This window comes from Pseudoalteromonas rhizosphaerae, assembly GCF_028885455.1.
Taxonomy (GTDB): Bacteria; Pseudomonadota; Gammaproteobacteria; order Enterobacterales; family Alteromonadaceae; genus Pseudoalteromonas; species Pseudoalteromonas rhizosphaerae.
This window is the reverse complement of the sequence record NZ_CP118496.1, coordinates 3346284-3362997: the sequence shown is the minus strand read 5'-3', so window position 1 is coordinate 3362997 and position 16714 is coordinate 3346284. Positions and strand designations below refer to the sequence as shown.

Here is a 16714-nt window from a genome sequence, read left to right as displayed (position 1 = left end):
ACAATGGTACGGCAATACGTATTCTAAGCCAATAACACCAAGAGCAAAAAATAAAAGAGAGTATTATGGAGCTTGCAACTGTTCGACACGATTGGACCCACAGTGAGGTGAAAGCCTTATTTGAAATGCCATTTAACGATTTATTGTTTAAAGCCGCCTCTGTGCATCGCGCTAATTTTAATCCAAACGAAGTACAAATTTCTACGTTGTTATCAATCAAAACCGGTGCCTGCCCAGAAGACTGTAAATATTGCCCGCAATCGGGTCATTACAAAACTGATTTAGAACGCGAACGCCTAATAGAAGTAGAAAAAGTGGTAGAGCAAGCGCGGTTAGCAAAACAAAAAGGCGCCACACGTTTCTGTATGGGGGCTGCATGGTCAGATCCAAAAGACAGAGACATGCCATACATTTCGCAAATGGTAAAAGAAGTAAAAGCCCTTGGCCTTGAAACCTGTATGACTTTAGGCATGTTAAATAACGAAAAAGCCCATGAACTGCGCAGTGCAGGGCTTGATTACTATAACCACAACCTCGACACCTCACCTGAGTACTATGAGCAAATTATATCAACTCGCACCTTTCAAGACCGTCTTGATACTATAGGTAATGTGCGAGACGCTGGTATGAAAGTCTGCTCGGGCGGTATTGTGGGTATGGGGGAGCAAGCAAGCGATCGTTATGGCTTATTAATGCAGTTAGCTAATTTACCCCAGCAGCCCGAAAGCGTGCCAATTAATATGCTAGTAAAGGTAAAAGGGACACCGCTTGAAAATGTTGATGACTTAGATCAGTTTGAGTTTATTCGTACCATTGCCACAGCACGTATTATGATGCCACACAGTTATGTACGTTTATCAGCAGGACGTAATGCGATGAATGAGCAAATGCAATCAATGTGCTTTTTTGCAGGCGCAAACTCTATATTTTATGGCGATAAACTATTAACAACAGAAAATCCAGAAGCCGATGCCGACATGCAATTAATTAAAAAGCTTGGGATGAACCCAGAAACACGCCACGATTATTCAGATGAAGCCGTTGCTGCGTCTTTGTCATCGCAAGTGGCAGATAAAGCAACCTCTGAGATGTTTTACGAAGCGTAAAGCGCTCAGTACTATGATAATAGTTTAAAGTATCACGTTGCAGGTTAAAGCATTTATGTCATTTGAATTTATAAACACCCATTTAGATGAACGCAAAGCGCAGCAGCTCTTGCGTAAACGCTATGTAGTGCAAAGCGCAACGGCGCGCACTATTACGGTTAATGATAAAACCTACCTTAACTTTGCGAGTAACGATTACTTAGGGTTTGGCGATTCGCCGGTTGAGTTAACCAGTGCGCCATTGCTAGGTAGCCACAGTTCAGCATTGGTGACAGGTTATCAACAACCACAGCAAGCGCTTGAGCAAGCTTTATGTAGTGCTTTGGGTTATGAGGCTGGCATGTTGTTTAATTCGGGCTTTAGCGCAAATAGCAGTGTTATTAAAGCCTTGTTTCAAGATAAAGCGACAGCGCAACACAGTGCGATTTTTCAAGATAAACTCAATCATGCCAGTTTAATTGATGGCGCATTACACGCTAACGCCGCGTTAGTACGCTTTAACCATAACGATATAAACCATTTACGCTCACGGCTAGAAAAATCAAAAGCGCGCAATAAGCTCATCGTGTCTGAAGGTGTGTTCTCAATGGATGGTGATACCGCGCCAATTAAAGCGCTATTTACCTTAGCAAAGCAGCATAACGCCTGGTTAATGATAGACGACGCCCATGGTTTTGGTGTTTTAGGAAAATCGGGGCTTGGCAGTTGTGAAGCCTTAATTGCAGCCGACACCTTGCCCGATATTTTAGTGATCACCTTTGGTAAAGCGGTTGCGAGTAGTGGGGCGTGCGTATTAGGTTCGCAGCATTTTATAGATTACATGCTGCAGTTTAATCGTGATTATACCTACTCAACCGCTATGTCACCGTTTATTGCCGCTCATACTTTGGCACGTATTAAAAGCATAAGAGACGCCAACGACAGGCGAGCCAAATTAAATGCTAATATTGCGCTATTTAAACGCCTAGCTAAAGAGCAGCACATTGCGTTAATGGAATCAAACACCGCGATTCAACCGATTGTTTTAGGCTGCGCTGAGCAAACGTTAAAAGCCAGTGAGCAACTAAAGCAGCAGGGCATTTGGCTAACGGCTATTCGCCCGCCAACTGTTTTACACAATACCTCGCGTTTGCGTATTACCTTAAGTGCAGCCCACACCCATGACGATATAAAACAACTCGTTGGTAGTTTACAAAAGGTCATTTCATGATAAGCCCGCAGGCAATTAAAACTAAGCCACTTAGCCCCACTACAGTGTATTTAGCTACTCAGGCTTTAAAAAAAACCACAGCACATAACTTTTCAAAAGCAGCAAACAGTTACAGCCTGCATGCTAATGTGCAAAAACAAGCGGCGAATGATTTATTTAAACTCATTAGTGCAAACCCTAAAAAGCTCTGTGTTGACCTAGGCGCAGGGCCGCTTGTTAATACTCAGGCTTTAAGGGCATTATTTGGCCAAGTTGTTGCCATAGATTTAAGTTTTAACATGCTAAAAAGCAGTGCCTTAAACACCCCTAAACTGTGCGCCGATATGGATAACTTACCGCTGCAAGCTAATAGTATTGATGTGCTATTTAGTAATTTTGCGCTGCAGTGGTCTGCTAATTTTGAAACCTTAATGCACTCGCTTTACCAAGCATTAAAACCAGGCGGGCAAGCTTACATTAGTACGGTTGTTGCAGGGTCATTAAACGAGATAAAAACCGCCTTTGCAGCGCTTGATTCACATAATCATATTAATCAGTTTGCAAGCCATAATAATATAAACCAATCGGTCGAAAAGGCAGGGTTTAAGATCAATACCTCAAAAAAAGTCATTTATACCGATCAACACAGCAGTGCATTAGCGGCTATAAAATCGATTAAAGCCATTGGTGCCACCACACAAAATCATGCAACAAGTCGTCGTGGTTTATTAACTAAATCAGCACTAAAAAAAGTCTGTGATGCCTATCCGCTTGTAAACAATAAAGCCCATGTATCTTACCATGTAGTATTGTTATCATTAGAAAAAGCCCAGTAAAAATAATAAGGCCATGCCATGAACCAGTTTTTTATTACCGGTACCGATACCGACGCCGGTAAAACTCATGTAACCAGTTTGCTGTTAAAGTTACTCGCACAACATAAAAAGCGCGCAATAGGTTTTAAGCCGATTGCCTCTGGGTGTGAAATGGCGTTTGAGCAGCTCGTAAACTCCGATGCGCTAATGCTAATGGAAAGTGCCACAGTCAGCGCTAAATACGACATAATTAACCCATTTGCATTTGCGCCGCCAATAGCTCCCCACATAGCTGCAGAGCAAGCGGGTATAAACATAACAGTAGAAAAGCTGAGCATGGCTTATCAACATGTTAAGCAACAAGGCGCAGATTACCTGTTAACAGAAGGCGCGGGGGGTTGGGCTTTACCTATTAATAATAACGAGTATTTATACGACTGGGTAAAAGCAGAGCAACTGCCAGTAATATTAGTGGTCGGGATGAAACTAGGCTGTATAAATCATGCATTACTCACGGCAGCACATATGCAAAGTATGGGTGTTAATTGCATTGGCTGGATTGCTAACCAAGTTGATGCCACTATGGATGAATACCAAGCAAACCTAGATTCACTGAAAACACGTTTACCATTTCCACTGCTTGCCATTAGCCCATACACAGAGCAAAGCCCTAAATTACAAATTTATAAAACCCTGCTTGAAAAATTATCAATAAATCCATAAATAACCCTTGTGTTGTGACATAGTTTGTCACAGAATAGCGCTGACGTTATGACATAGTGTGTCATAACGCAGTGATTGCTCAAAGCCGATCAAACATAGTAAATCGCTCAGCAATAAATGTTATTTTTGGAGAACTCGTATGAAACGTGTATTTTTGTTTTTATTAACTAACCTCGCGGTTATGTTGGTATTAGGTGTGGTGCTTTCAATCATAATGAGTGCGCTGGGCTTAAGCCATCGTAGCCTTGGCGGAATTTTACTAATTGCGACTGTATTTGGTTTTGGTGGATCGTTTATTTCGTTATTTATGTCGAAATGGATCGCAAAAAAATCAACCGGTGCGCAAGTGATCACCCAACCTCGTACCGAAACCGAACAATGGCTGGTAAACACTGTGGCTGCTCAAGCTAAAAAAGCCGGCATTAACATGCCAGAAGTGGCGATTTACGACAGCCCAGAAATGAACGCCTTTGCAACCGGCCCAAGTAAAAATAATTCGTTGGTGGCGGTAAGTACGGGTTTATTACATAACATGAGCCAAGATCAAGCAGAAGCCGTACTGGCGCACGAAGTATCGCATGTTGCTAATGGCGACATGGTAACGCTAACGCTTATTCAAGGTGTGGTTAATACTTTTGTTATTTTTGCCGCGAAAGTGCTGGCTGGCATTGTAGATAACTTTATCAATAGCGATGAAGAAGAGGGCGGCAGCAGCTGGACTTACTTCTTATTCGATATGTTATTCCAAGTATTATTTGGTGTATTGGCAAGCATAGTGGTTGCCCATTACAGCCGAAAACGTGAATTTGCAGCCGATAACGGCGCAGCTCAGTTGGTAGGCGCAGATAAAATGCGTTCAGCCCTTGAGCGATTAAAGCAAAACCACCCATCGCAATTAGAAGGCTCAATGATGGCCTTTGGTATTGCCAGTGGTAAAGGCATGGCTGAGTTGTTTTCATCTCACCCACCGCTTGACGCACGTATAGACGCACTACGTCGTTAAAAAAATTCAAGTTTTTCACAGTACTTGTAAACAAAAAGCCTGCATTTGCAGGCTTTTTTATATCTAATCTTTTTTATTGCGATTGAATAATCTCAGTAATGCCCTCCGGCGAGAGTATTTCAATCCAGTAACCGTCTGGGTCTTTAATAAAGGCAAGGCCTTTCATTGAGCCGCCATCTGGCTGTTTTACAAACTCCACATCGTACTTAGCAAAGCGCTCGCACGCTGCATATACATCAGGCACACTAATACCAATATGGCCAAACCCTTTTGGTTCTTCATTACCACTATGATAACCGCTAAAGCTGTCGTCGTTTTCAGTGCCCCAGTTATGGGTAAGCTCAATGAGTGCAGGGCGGCGAAACACCCACTGGGTTTTTTCTTTATCATCACCCTTTGGCATGTCTTGTTCGTAGCCTAAAAAGTACAAAGTAAACTCCATACCAGGAAAGTCATACTTTCCTAATAGTTTCATGCCCAATACGTTTTCATAAAATGCCAGCGACGGTTTTGGATCTTTAATACGCAACATAGTTTGCTGCATCACATAGCCTTCAGTGGCCTGTGCAATTTGCTCTGGAGATTCATTATAGCTAGACATGAGATAATCCTTAATAAAATGACTGAAAAAACCTTAATGGATTTAAAAAGGCAGGGTGTGCGCTCATCATAATCAACAGCAGCAAAAAATAAAACCACCTAGCTAAATTACCAACCAGTGAGTTGAGTGTTTTATAAGCGAAAAATGGCATATTTATCGATACTGTTTATTTATACAGTGTTTGGTGTTTTGTCCAATAACATTATTAAAAGTCGTTTTGGTGTATTTTAGCAAGGGGTGTTTTACCACCTACGTAATTACTTGTTTACATTGAAGCTGTTTAGTGGAATTATTAAGCAATGTAATATACGCCGTTTTGGGGTGTTATAAACCCCCAAAGTGGTGTTCAATAAGCTGTTAGTGTTCATGGAGGAAAAATGAAAGTCCAGATAAAATCTTTCTCATCGCACCAAACTAGTAAAGTTATTGCTTTAGCGTTCGCACTATTCACAATTCCTTTTTCCATAATGGGAGTCATTGGTTTTTTCGTCGCTCCAGAAATGAAAACAAGCACTGGAGAAAGCATTCCTAATTTTCCGTTTTTAATTTTTGCATTAGCACCATTACTATACGGTTTTATGTTTTACATAATGAATAGACTCATGTGTTTCGGGTACAATTTTATTGCAAAGCGTGTCGGTGGCATTGAGTTTGAAACGGTTGAATCTGACAATGAACACTAACAAAACAATAAACATCATTCGCTTCGCTCATTGGGAAAAAGCCTCGCTGCAACTTCGTTGCAAAGCGCTCGGTTTTTCCCGTTATTGTAAGCGTTAGAGTTATCCATGAACAAAGGTGAGTAATGGACGATAAGAAAAAACAATTATTAGCAAAGAATGGAAGCCATTGTTCAATGTGTGGTAAGGCATTGGATCCAAAGCACTTGGAGCTTACACATATTAAGCCAATGAGTGGGGGCGGTTCTCATGACTTCAAAAATCTTTCGTTGTTATGTGCCAACTGTCATAAAGAGTTACATACGAGTGAAAACAATAGGCTAGCAGGTGCGGGTATTGGTGGAGCTATTTTAGGCGCATCACTAGCTGGTCCAGCTGGTGCCATCATAGGTGGGCTAGTTGGGTTGTTTATGGGCGACTCGGCAAATAAAAGCAAGAAGGAGAATATCGATGGATAAAGTCATCTTTATACCTTCTGCAATTTTAGGGCTTATATTTGTAGCAATTTATGCATATAACTGCCATTCATCTAAAACCAAATTCAATCACCAAGTTATGGTTAACTCCATCCTCCAAGCTAGCGGTATAGTGTGTGGGGGATTGCTAATTTTGAGTACATTTTTTATCGAGTTAAAACAGTATCTAACAAACATAGATTTATACATATTAATTTCTGGGTTAGCTGTTTTGGTTGTATCAGTTCAGTCGGCATACAACGATTTAACCTTCAGAAAAGCTGAGAATAACTCTAACAAGTCAAGTAAGGCGGACGCTGAAAATCGCGCCGCTTCTTGAGGCGTTAAATGGCAAGTATGAATATCCAATCGATTAAAGCAGTATTGAGATCATGGATTGATGAAGGATTCATCGAAGGAGAGCTATCGGTGGAGCCTGAATGGTATGTTCTGTGGCGGCCTGAAGAAATTGAAGAATTCAATCGTGATTACCAGCTTTCGCAATATGCACCTGGGTTTCTAACGTTTGGTGGTAATGGCGGTGGTGAATTGTTGGTCGTCAACGAAATAGGCGAGGTTTTCTACATGCCAACAATCGGCATGGCCCCAGACGCTGCAATTAAAATTGCTAGCAGCCTTCAAGAATTCAAGGGGTACATGGAAAAATGAAGTTCCATCAGCCATTTAACAAGGGGCGCAAGCCGACCGGTACTACGCTGCGCTCCGCACCGGCGGCTTAGCCCAGGCGTTGAGGCTGTAGAATTACTCTTTTTTAAGAAACCATGGTTTCAAATCCTGTCCTCGCGGAATGGATGTTGCGTCCCTTCTAAAGGGGGCTGAAATTAAAGTTTCAGAGGCTTCTCATAGCTCACACTTCGGTTTAGTGTCTTATACAGATCATTGGTATTTTGTTGGTTCCGCCGACATTGGCGGTAAAATGGTGAGTTTTTATTACTACTTAGGGTTAACTACTGATGGAAAACCTCCTGTGAACTATAAGAATAATTTGTTGTGGCACTAGCAAAAGCTCATAACAAGGCCAGCCAGCATCGCTCCCTACGGTCGCTGGACCTCGTTTCACTCGGCCGCTGCTGGCGGCGTTATATGTATTTTTGAGGTTGTACTATATGTCGTCGATTATAAGTAAAAAACTTCAAGAAGCATTAAAAGCTCAATTCAAAGCTTTTGGATTTAAAAAGAAAGGGGCTTCTTGGGCTTGTGCTGAGGGTGAATTAGCAAAGTGGTTCAACATCCAATGTTCTCGGAACAGCGGTTGTGTTTACTTTAATGTTGGTATCTATTTTCAAGCAACAAAAGAAGTAGACTACCCAAAAGAACTAGATTGCCATTTACGCTTTCGATTTGAGCAGCTGTTAAGTTCTGATGAAGAAATTAGAGATTTTTATAGGCTGTCTGATTTTGAGTCAGGCCTAAATACAGAAGCTAAAATTACAAGATTAACAAATCTTATAGCCTCTAAACTTATTCCATTTTTTAATCAGTATAATAGCGTTACTGATATTTTAAATTCTGACAAAATTAGGCCTCATATGTACTGGAATAACGGTAAAGAGATAGCAATTAAGCTTTGTGCTTAATACATATAACTACAAGGGCTTTAAATTTGACTCCAAAAGCGCTCATATTTTTTGCGGAGCAAAAACCAAAGCCAGCTTTTTACGCAATTTAAGCGGGCGTTGAGGCTGTAGAATTACTCTTTTTAGGAACTGGTTCTACACATTTCACTTGATTGTTTTTTAACCTTGAATCGAGTTGGTTACTGTGATCTAATAGATATTATTCACCCACGGTAAATTGTTATGGCTCTTTCATTAGGTAAGGAGTCAAGCCTGACTTATCTTGCCAAAATCAATTCATTCCGATCAATTTTGCTGAATAAATTGACCTTACGCGGTCAAACGAAAGTGAATGCCCAATGGCAACTGTATTGCTTAGTTCATAATATAGAAAAGCTGCAAAACACTATGCATTAATAAAGGTAAGCTGCTACCTCTCCAAATAAGCCACTTAAACACCTGTCATACCTTCCAAAACGCCCATTAAAGCAACAGTAAATCCTCTTTTTATATTTTACGTAAAATCGAAGTAACCGATTGAATCAAAATAGGAACTCAGCTATGGTTAATGCATCAATAAAAATAAATTAAAAACGAGTAATTCTACAGCCTCGTTAGGTTCCAATCAACTATACGGAGAATTAATGAAGAGAGTATCTGAGGCAGACCTAAGGACTTCTTTCGTTGAGCCTATGCTTAAAAATTCAGGCTGGGAACTTGATGACATTATACGCGAGCCTGTCTTTCATAGTGATGGCCAGATTTATAGGCCAGATTATGTTTTAGCCATTGACTCCATTCCAGTTGCGATTCTAGAAGTTAAGTCAAGCGCTAACGGCTTGGAAAATGTAAAAGATCAAGTAGAAAAATATCGCTCAAAAATTAATACGCAATATAGTTTTGCCGTTATAGAAAATAAGCTATATCAGGTAAATACCAAAAAGGATTCGCTTGAAGAAATTGAGACATTTCCAAATAAGCAGACTTTGAGTTCTAACCTGAACAACCTAATTCCTGAAAGTAAGCTTCCAAAAATTAAAAATCTCCACCAGATGCAAGCAATATCATCAGTGTTTAAGTCTATAAACGAAGGTTCAAAACGAATATCTGTAGCTATGTCTACTGGAAGTGGTAAACACCTCACTCAAATGAAAATTATCTCAAAGATATTGGCAGATAAATCAAATGACATAATTTTAGTCATATTTGATAGAAGTGTTTTGAAAAATCAATTTTCTAAAAGTTGCGAAAAAATTGGACTTTCCACGGAAGATTTAGATGTAATAAAGTCTGCCGCTCCCTCTGGTAGATTATTATTGGCAAGTGCTAATGACTCCAATTTAAATAATAAAAATGTTAATCCTAGATATGTCTTTTTTGAAGAAATGCACAGGGAAAATGGTAGTCGAGAAATTTTTGAACGATTCTCAAATAGTACATTAATATATTTTTCAAGCACTCCTAATACTGAAATAGATAAGTTCTTTGGTAAGCCGGTTTATAGATACTCTTTAACAAACGTGATTCAAGAAGAGGTGCTTACTCCCCCAAATGGTTTCGAAACAGTAAAATTAGGTGAGATTGCAGAGTTAAGAGTAGGTAGGTATACGAAAAACTCGGGAGATACTTCTAAGCAAGATAAAAGTGCTCGAGTATTAAAAATTTCTGATTTATCCAATCCTTTTAATTTGAGTAATATTCATAAGGTTGATGTATCAGAAAGTGAAAAAGGGCTAGTAAAAGTATTTGCTGGAGACATACTTCTTTCTCGCATGTTCCATAGCCAGCCTACATTGGTGATTATCGATGATTGTGACAAAGAGTATATTTTATTGCCACAATCAATAGTGCTTATAAGAGTTACAGATACTTCGATATCACCGCTAGATGTTTACAACTTTTTGAATTCCGACATAGGAAAAAGGGCTCTTGCCCTTTATACAAATTTTGGTTCCACAATACAAAAGAGTTTTTCTGTAAAGCAATTACAAGAAATTGGTATTTTTATACCTACCGGAGAAGCAAGTGACGATGTTGGCCTTCAATTAAGCGCAGCAAGAAAAACAATTCAAGAGATTAAGGAAAATATCCTTCCTTTATTGGAAGATGTTGAGCGTAGCTATTCTTCTCCTGATGGAGTTGAAGAGTCTCAGCTTGAAGTCGCAGGAAGACGTTTAGAAAAGCTGGCTTCAATTTTAGTCCCTAAGTCTTTAGAAGACAGGGTACTGTCATCATTCCCTATGCCAATTGCAATTCCATATCAGCGATTTGTTAATGCAAGGTTTAACATATATGAGCAAGTAATGCGCCTGACTGATATTTATGAGTCAGTATGCTTTTTTACGTACAATATTTTACTAGCAGATGCATGTCGTAGATTAGACGTATCCAAATATTATGTAGAAAACAGGAAGTCTAGAGCTGCTTATAATGACTTCTCTATGGCAGACCGATTATCCTTTATAGAATCAATTCAGGATAGTGCCAAAAAACATGATAAATCTGAACTATTCATACCGGAGCTAATTGAAGGCTTTAGTGTGCCGGATGCTATAAAGTTAAAAAATGACCTGCGAAACCAAGCTGCGCACACAGCAACAGCATCAGAACACCAACAAAAAAGAGTGCTGGAACGCTTTCTTCCTATAGTAGAGGGGATGCTAGAAAAGCTATCTTTTTTAGAAAAATACCAAATGGTTAGAATTTCTTCGTTTTATTATAACAATAGTGATTTAATTAGAAGGATGGAGGTTTATGCTGGTGTTGTTCCACTGATAGATGAACAAGTATTAGCTGAAGGTATTGAATTAACTCCTGCAGATAGAAATCACATTGTGCTGATTGATCAGGAGGATAATATATTGGATCTTCATCCGATATATCAATTGGTATCAAGTGATAGTACTAAGTTCGAGCCTCATATTAGTTACCTAAAACAAAGGATGGGGGGGAATAAAAATAGGTTAGAAGGTGAAAGCATACCTGGTGCATTCAATTTGGACTTAGAAGGCTTTAATGACTTTGAACAAATTCGTACTAACTTGCAAAGTAGAACCTAACAAGATAATTGGACTCCCAACCTCTACACTGAAGTAGAAATTATTTTCGGAGTTCAAGTATGAATAAGTTAAGAATAGGTGTCGATTTAGCTCATAAATTAATACAAGTTTGTAGTTCTACAAATAATAAAGTGCACTCAAATAATGAGATGACACTGCAACAATTTAGTGAGTACTTGGCGTCGCTTAGTCCTTCAACGATTATTTTTGAAGCCTGTGCGAGTGCCAATTATTGGCATCAATTTGCAACTTCACTTGGTCATAATTCCTTATTAATATCTGCACGATTAGTCATGTCTGTTCGTCAAAGTCAAAAAACAGATAAAAATGATGCTTTGGCTGTTTTACAAGCATCGTTGTTACCAGATGTTCACTTTATTACTGCAAAATCAATTAATGAACAGCAAGCGCAATCAATGCTTAAATTGAGAGAGCACAGTGTTAAACAAAAAGTAGCGCTTAAAAATCAACTCTCTGGTTTACTACGTGAATTTAATATAAGCAGTGGTCGCTCAATATGTCAGTTTGTCGGTACTATTCAAGATGCATTAGAAAATGCCGAAAATGGGTTTTGTGATGCATTTGTCAACAACAACCGAAGAACCAAATGGGGTCAAATCTTGACTTCAGACATCAAACTCATGTGGCAACCTTATAAGCTGCTTTTAAAATGCTGGTAGCTTATAAGCTAATTAATCTCTAAGTTAAATTTAAAATAAAAGGATTTTTTATGAAAGGTATTAAACGTATTTGGTTTTGGTTTACGCTAGTTGTGTGCCCATTTTTAATTATTTTAGGTGTAGCTACCTTTGCACAGTTATTAGGGCAGTACATGTATTCTCAGCAATTTAGTTTTTCTTCGCTATCTAGCTTTGAAATAGCGTTAATGTGTGGCGGGATTTGTGCGTTTTCTGTATTTTTAAGCACATTAAAAGAAGCAAAAATACGCTTTTTTGCAAAATGAGTTAGTTAATATGGAAAAGTGAGGTTGTTGGTGGGCTCGCCAAGGTTTGTTTGGTTTTAAGCCTCTTTTAAAACGGGTGTAAAATTAACAGTTATTAAATGGACGATTGAAGGATGAACAAAGGATTATTAAAATCGTGGAATGACGATAAAGGCTTTGGCTTTATTAAATCAACTACACTGCAACATGATACCTTTATACACATATCGTCACTCAAACATATGAGCCGCAAACCTAAAGTGGGTGATATTATCTATTTTGAGGTTGCAACTGAGTCTAACGGTAAAACCAAAGCTGTAAATTGCCGTATTGAGGGCGTATTAGCACAACCACAAATAAAGGCTTCAACAAAGCCGATTAAAATAAGCAAAACGTCACGTAAAAACTCACCGTTAATGAAATTTATAACGCTTGCCATTATTTTTAGTATTGGTTTTAGTGTGTATAAAACCGGTTTTTTAAATACCAAGCAAACACCAGTAGTGACTAATGCTAACTTAGAGTCATTTATGCCCGCTAGTTCAAACTCACCTACTAAAACACCACCAACATTTCGTTGTGATGGCCGCCAACATTGTAGCCAAATGACCTCCTATGCAGAGGCGTTATTTTTTATTCAACATTGCCCCAATACCAAAATGGACGGTGATAGAGATGGCGAGCCCTGTGAACGGCAGTTTGGGAATAGGTAGTTTTTATATTGGGGTTATTGATAAACCAAAAATTTGGTTGAAACCTGTTAGGTGGAATACGATTTTTGATAATACAGCTATAAATAGCTGGTGGAATAAAGGCACGATAAGGAGCTTTAAGTTAAGCTATATTGAATTAACTGTTAAACACCATGGAGGATGTTATGTTTAAAATAATAATTGGTTGTGCTGTTATATTTTCGTTTGTTTGCATGTTACTCGCCGCCGCACCTTTTACGCCTGCGATATCAGGATCATTTATTATGCTGTTGTTTGCAGGAGCTATTGGTTACAAGGGCTACCTGCAATCAAGTTTGATATTGTTGTTAATTAATACGCTGGCGGTTATTGGTAGCCCAGCTACTGACATAGACAACACCGATGCATTACTGTTTTTACCGATATTATTTTCAATATCATTTGGCGGTGTTTTATTAGGCTTAAGAAAGTTAACTTTAAAACACGTTTTGTAGACGAATGGCTTGCTGAGGTTTGAAGTAAAGCGTTTGTTATTAACCTATAAGGTGTAGCAGCGCTTTGCTCCCTTTGTGAAAAAAGCCTTTAAAGAGCTATTTGCACAAAGAAAAATGAAAGAGGAGCAAACGAGAAGAAAAATAGCCTTTCACATTGTTTGTTTCCTCTAACAGCAAAGCGTCCCTTAGTTCTCCTTGTGAATAAAGCTCTTATGTTTAAACCTAATGTGGTATCAAATAGTTGTTACAAACTTAGAATCAAAGCGCTTCAAAAATGGCTGCAATGCCTTGCCCACCGCCAATACACATTGTTACTAGCCCATATTTGCCATTAATTCGTTTAAGTTCATACAAGCATTTAGTTGATAAAATTGCGCCTGTTGCGCCAACAGGGTGGCCTAAGGCAATAGCACCGCCATTCGGGTTTACCTTATGCGCTGGGAAATTTAACTCGTTGGCAACGCACAGAGCTTGTACTGCAAAGGCTTCGTTAGACTCAATTACATCCATATCATCAATGGTTAAGCCTGTTTTTTCAAATACGTGTTTTACCGCAGGAATTGGGCCGGTGCCCATTAACGAGGGATCAACGCCCGCTCTGGCATAACCTATTAATCGACCAAGAGGTTTTAAGCCTTGCTCATTCGCTTTTTGCTCAGACATGAGTACCAACATGGCTGCGCCATCGTTTATACCTGATGAGTTTGCTGCGGTAACGGTTCCATCTTTTTTAAAGTAGGGCTTTAAGGTAGCGAGCTTCTCGGTTGTGGTATCGGCTCGCACGTGTTCGTCAGTATCAAAAATATGGCTGCCACTTTTTGATTTGATTTCAATAGGGAGTATTTGCTGTTTAAAATGGCCTGCAGCAATCGCTTTTGCTGCTTTGTGATGACTTTGAGCTGCGTAAGCGTCTTGCTGGTCGCGGCTAATAGTGTATTTATCTGCAATGTTTTCAGCGGTTATTCCCATTGGGTTATTATCCCATGGGTCTTGTAATGTGGAGGTGAGTTCATCTTGCATGATGCTATTGCCCATTTTTTGCCCCCAGCGATTACTTTCGAGGGTATAAGCTGAGTTACTCATGCTTTCAGCTCCGCCAGCAAGGGCTGCGTCTACATCACCTAATTGTATTTGTTGTACTGCTTGTATAATGGCTTCAAGACCAGAGCCACATAATCGGTTGAGAGTTACTGCGTGACTACTAATAGGTAACCCCGCATCTAGCCCAATGACTCTTGAAAGGTATGCGTCTTTAGGGCCGTTATGAATTACTTTACCGACTACAGTGGAGCCAACTTGGTTGGGTGATAGCTTGGCTCTGGCTAGTGCTTCTTTCGCACATAGAGTGCCTAGCTCGGCGGGCGTGAAATGTTTAAGGCTGCCACCAAAGCTGCCGATAGCGGTACGAACTGCGCTTAATATAACTACGCTATTGTTATTAAGTTTTGTCATTATTTTCTCTTCTTATTTTTAAACTTTATTCGCTTTGTTATAAATGAAGCTACTTAAGAACCAAAGGGATCTAAATTTTAGGTAATTCATCAAAACACAATTAAGCAATAAACAAAAGTAACAGCCGTATCCTGTTTGTTAATAAAGCCTATCAATTTATTTGAACATATAGATAAGTAATATGGCTTTTTCTAGATTTTAAAATAATTTATTTAGTTGGGCTCTCATTTTAACGATAACCCAATGTTTAATTTATAAATAATAAATAAGTAAGACACTCACCTTAATTTTTGCATTTTACAAAGCTAAATACTAAGTTTTAATTAGTGTGAAAAATAATCACGGTGCCGCTACAAAGTATTATCACTGTATTTCACGTTGTGTTCGCCGAGCATTTTTATGTGGTGAAGACTGCTTTACAGGAAAGTCTTATGAACATCGCAGAGGGGGGAAAGGCAAGTTACTTGCTTTAGTCGCAAAGACATTTTGTATTTATATATGTGCTAACGCCGTAATGAATAACCAGCAAAATGTAGCAACGTTAACAACAGCGAAAAACTACTGGCCAGTACTTATACCCAGCTAAAACGTCAAATATTGCCCCAAGGCAAGGGTTTGCATGTCAGTAATTTTGGATTTGTAGAATAAAAGCTTCCCAAGATAATTGTAAATGTAATTTTGAATGAGTTTTAGGCGGTAAATTGATTTGATCTGAACTTATTTGATGCTATTTTTAGGTGATTTTAAAATAGGGGTGTCATTTTTACTTGTTACACCGCTTCGCGGCATCAAAATTGTCGTAAAACTCAGCGTTAGTTCTCAAGGATGAAAATTTTGAAAATAATTGTAGTTTGCATTTTACTCGTATTGTTCGTGTTCTATTGGATTCGTCCACTGGCTAACCCTGACATTACAGAATATTATCCTCCAATCATATATTCTGATGAGACCTATTTTTCAATTACGATCCCTGTGGAAATTGATTTAAAGGATGATAAGCGATCATTCACAGAGTTGTTTAATGCCTACGGTTTTAGCGGCAATGGCCCATCTATAGAGCAAGTTGTGAGAGCAAATACACATTTTGCATCTGTTCAATTTGATAGCGAAGGTGATGCATTTGTTATGTATACGTCAAATGAAGAGCAGTATTTGTCGGTTTTAAATGAACTACGCTGTATGGAAGAAATTGCCTGTTTAAAAAAGTGGGTTAAAACCGCGCGATGGGTGTTGATTAAAGAGTGAGAGTAAATCGGATAGCCGGGGGTCTCTAACATCAAGCCCCAGACCGCTCATCATGCGCTTTTTATTAACAGCAAGTTCAATGGGCGGCTCATCTCCCCTCATGAATATTGATCCAAATATCTCTCAATGACACTAAACCTTGTGACGCTAAATAGTCATTGCCTAGCGCAATGTTAATGCCTATTTTTTTGAGCTTTGACAAGAGCTTTCGCTTTCAAGCGCCTACTTTTGGTATTGGTGATACCACACTGTATGGATATGGCGAGTCGATCACTAACCTTCAACTTGATTAAACTGCGTATCTAATTAGTGCGTACTATTTTTATAAAAACACCACTGTCGCCTGTAACACATTATTACTATACGGGGGATCCTGTGTTCTAAACCCACGGTTAGTCGATAAGCGTTGGAAGACTGCAAGTAAGTTACATCGACAGAATGAAGCTCAAAAAGACAGCTCAATAGGGCGATGACAGCTTTTTATTTAAGGGATGGTAAAAGGTTAGGCTTTATTGAGCCTGTTTGCTTGTAAGTAAACTGTGCAATATTACAGTTAAAAATGCATGAATAAATTGACCTTACACGGAAAAACGAAAGTAATGCTTTCATTGCATTATGCGGCAACTTTATTGTCTTGTTCATAATATAGAAAAGCTACTTGCTTAAAACGTCAACCAAAC

The 16714-nt window shown here is 39.1% G+C and carries 18 protein-coding genes and 2 pseudogenes; 18 read left to right on the top strand and 2 right to left on the bottom strand.

Going from position 1 to position 16714, the window contains the following annotated elements; genetic code table 11:
* Window positions 1-65: 65 nt before the first annotated feature.
* The 5 genes from bioB (at window position 66) to htpX (ending at window position 4836) form a co-directional block, all read left to right on the top strand.
* Window positions 66-1106, top strand: coding sequence for a biotin synthase BioB (bioB, locus tag PVK79_RS14420; RefSeq protein ID WP_257326058.1), 1041 nt, complete (start codon window positions 66-68; stop codon window positions 1104-1106).
* Between the two features lie 55 nt (window positions 1107-1161).
* Window positions 1162-2316: an aminotransferase class I/II-fold pyridoxal phosphate-dependent enzyme gene (locus tag PVK79_RS14415; protein ID WP_182759294.1), complete on the top strand. Its 1155-nt coding sequence runs from the start codon at window positions 1162-1164 to the stop codon at window positions 2314-2316.
* Complete coding sequence (locus tag PVK79_RS14410; RefSeq protein WP_145233308.1) at window positions 2313-3131, top strand: methyltransferase domain-containing protein; 819 nt, start codon at window positions 2313-2315, stop codon at window positions 3129-3131. Before PVK79_RS14415 ends, PVK79_RS14410 begins: the two co-directional genes overlap by 4 nt.
* A gap of 18 nt (window positions 3132-3149) precedes the next feature.
* On the top strand, window positions 3150-3833 hold the full coding sequence (gene bioD / locus PVK79_RS14405) for a dethiobiotin synthase (RefSeq protein ID WP_257326057.1): 684 nt from the start codon (window positions 3150-3152) through the stop codon (window positions 3831-3833).
* 139 nt (window positions 3834-3972) lie between these two features.
* Window positions 3973-4836: a protease HtpX gene (gene htpX / locus PVK79_RS14400; protein ID WP_064666216.1), complete on the top strand. Its 864-nt coding sequence runs from the start codon at window positions 3973-3975 to the stop codon at window positions 4834-4836.
* 73 nt (window positions 4837-4909) lie between these two features.
* Here htpX and gloA read toward each other — a convergent pair whose 3' ends face one another.
* Window positions 4910-5437: a lactoylglutathione lyase gene (gene gloA, locus PVK79_RS14395; RefSeq protein WP_145233310.1), complete on the bottom strand. Its 528-nt coding sequence runs from the start codon at window positions 5435-5437 to the stop codon at window positions 4910-4912.
* Between the two features lie 377 nt (window positions 5438-5814).
* Here gloA and PVK79_RS14390 point away from each other — a divergent pair, with 377 nt between their 5' ends.
* The 11 genes and pseudogenes from PVK79_RS14390 (at window position 5815) to PVK79_RS14345 (ending at window position 13337) form a co-directional block, all read left to right on the top strand.
* A complete protein-coding gene (locus tag PVK79_RS14390) occupies window positions 5815-6120 on the top strand; it encodes a hypothetical protein (protein ID WP_182735900.1) in 306 nt (101 codons plus the stop codon).
* Window positions 6121-6242: 122 nt separating this feature from the next.
* Window positions 6243-6575, top strand: a complete 333-nt coding sequence (locus tag PVK79_RS14385; protein WP_257326054.1) for an HNH endonuclease signature motif containing protein — start codon at window positions 6243-6245, stop codon at window positions 6573-6575.
* A complete protein-coding gene (locus tag PVK79_RS14380) occupies window positions 6568-6912 on the top strand; it encodes a threonyl-tRNA synthetase (RefSeq protein WP_257326053.1) in 345 nt (114 codons plus the stop codon). Before PVK79_RS14385 ends, PVK79_RS14380 begins: the two co-directional genes overlap by 8 nt.
* 8 nt (window positions 6913-6920) lie before the next feature.
* Window positions 6921-7241, top strand: coding sequence for an SMI1/KNR4 family protein (locus tag PVK79_RS14375; protein ID WP_257326052.1), 321 nt, complete (start codon window positions 6921-6923; stop codon window positions 7239-7241).
* 458 nt (window positions 7242-7699) lie between these two features.
* The gene (locus PVK79_RS14370; RefSeq protein WP_182732087.1) at window positions 7700-8170 is read left to right on the top strand and encodes a DUF4304 domain-containing protein; all 471 of its coding nucleotides are present in this window, start codon (window positions 7700-7702) and stop codon (window positions 8168-8170) included.
* 294 nt (window positions 8171-8464) lie between these two features.
* Window positions 8465-8566: pseudogene (locus PVK79_RS23575) on the top strand (transposase); the annotation flags it as partial.
* Between the two features lie 227 nt (window positions 8567-8793).
* Window positions 8794-11208, top strand: coding sequence for a DEAD/DEAH box helicase family protein (locus tag PVK79_RS14365; RefSeq protein ID WP_257326050.1), 2415 nt, complete (start codon window positions 8794-8796; stop codon window positions 11206-11208).
* 59 nt (window positions 11209-11267) lie between these two features.
* A complete protein-coding gene (locus PVK79_RS14360) occupies window positions 11268-11888 on the top strand; it encodes an IS110 family transposase (protein WP_257326048.1) in 621 nt (206 codons plus the stop codon).
* A gap of 50 nt (window positions 11889-11938) precedes the next feature.
* Window positions 11939-12172 (top strand): hypothetical protein, encoded by a 234-nt coding sequence (locus PVK79_RS14355; RefSeq protein ID WP_257326047.1) that lies wholly within the window; start codon window positions 11939-11941, stop codon window positions 12170-12172.
* 113 nt (window positions 12173-12285) lie between these two features.
* Window positions 12286-12864, top strand: a complete 579-nt coding sequence (locus tag PVK79_RS14350) for a cold shock domain-containing protein (protein ID WP_257326045.1) — start codon at window positions 12286-12288, stop codon at window positions 12862-12864.
* A gap of 164 nt (window positions 12865-13028) precedes the next feature.
* A complete protein-coding gene (locus PVK79_RS14345) occupies window positions 13029-13337 on the top strand; it encodes a DUF6419 family natural product biosynthesis protein (protein ID WP_182779178.1) in 309 nt (102 codons plus the stop codon).
* A 258-nt stretch (window positions 13338-13595) separates the two neighbouring features.
* On the opposite strand, the gene bktB is transcribed toward PVK79_RS14345, so the two are convergent.
* Entirely contained in the window at window positions 13596-14789 is a 1194-nt protein-coding gene (bktB, locus tag PVK79_RS14340; protein ID WP_182759283.1) for a beta-ketothiolase BktB, read from the bottom strand.
* A gap of 322 nt (window positions 14790-15111) precedes the next feature.
* On the opposite strand from bktB, the pseudogene PVK79_RS14335 reads away from it, so the two are divergent.
* Window positions 15112-15324, top strand: a pseudogene (locus tag PVK79_RS14335) (hypothetical protein); the annotation flags it as partial.
* A 299-nt stretch (window positions 15325-15623) separates the two neighbouring features.
* On the top strand, window positions 15624-16034 hold the full coding sequence (locus tag PVK79_RS14330; protein WP_145233331.1) for a hypothetical protein: 411 nt from the start codon (window positions 15624-15626) through the stop codon (window positions 16032-16034).
* Window positions 16035-16714: the final 680 nt, after the last annotated feature.

Coding starts and splice junctions, on each gene's coding strand:
- PVK79_RS14390 (WP_182735900.1), top strand. CDS start 5,815: ATGAAAGTCCAGATAAAATCTTTCTCATCGCACCAAACTAGTAAAGTT.
- bioD (WP_257326057.1), top strand. CDS start 3,150: ATGAACCAGTTTTTTATTACCGGTACCGATACCGACGCCGGTAAAACT.
- gloA (WP_145233310.1), bottom strand. CDS start 5,437: ATGTCTAGCTATAATGAATCTCCAGAGCAAATTGCACAGGCCACTGAA.
- bioB (WP_257326058.1), top strand. CDS start 66: ATGGAGCTTGCAACTGTTCGACACGATTGGACCCACAGTGAGGTGAAA.
- PVK79_RS14380 (WP_257326053.1), top strand. CDS start 6,568: ATGGATAAAGTCATCTTTATACCTTCTGCAATTTTAGGGCTTATATTT.
- bktB (WP_182759283.1), bottom strand. CDS start 14,789: ATGACAAAACTTAATAACAATAGCGTAGTTATATTAAGCGCAGTTCGT.
- PVK79_RS14410 (WP_145233308.1), top strand. CDS start 2,313: ATGATAAGCCCGCAGGCAATTAAAACTAAGCCACTTAGCCCCACTACA.
- PVK79_RS14360 (WP_257326048.1), top strand. CDS start 11,268: ATGAATAAGTTAAGAATAGGTGTCGATTTAGCTCATAAATTAATACAA.
- PVK79_RS14365 (WP_257326050.1), top strand. CDS start 8,794: ATGAAGAGAGTATCTGAGGCAGACCTAAGGACTTCTTTCGTTGAGCCT.
- PVK79_RS14375 (WP_257326052.1), top strand. CDS start 6,921: ATGGCAAGTATGAATATCCAATCGATTAAAGCAGTATTGAGATCATGG.
- PVK79_RS14355 (WP_257326047.1), top strand. CDS start 11,939: ATGAAAGGTATTAAACGTATTTGGTTTTGGTTTACGCTAGTTGTGTGC.
- htpX (WP_064666216.1), top strand. CDS start 3,973: ATGAAACGTGTATTTTTGTTTTTATTAACTAACCTCGCGGTTATGTTG.
- PVK79_RS14345 (WP_182779178.1), top strand. CDS start 13,029: ATGTTTAAAATAATAATTGGTTGTGCTGTTATATTTTCGTTTGTTTGC.
- PVK79_RS14415 (WP_182759294.1), top strand. CDS start 1,162: ATGTCATTTGAATTTATAAACACCCATTTAGATGAACGCAAAGCGCAG.
- PVK79_RS14385 (WP_257326054.1), top strand. CDS start 6,243: ATGGACGATAAGAAAAAACAATTATTAGCAAAGAATGGAAGCCATTGT.
- PVK79_RS14350 (WP_257326045.1), top strand. CDS start 12,286: ATGAACAAAGGATTATTAAAATCGTGGAATGACGATAAAGGCTTTGGC.
- PVK79_RS14370 (WP_182732087.1), top strand. CDS start 7,700: ATGTCGTCGATTATAAGTAAAAAACTTCAAGAAGCATTAAAAGCTCAA.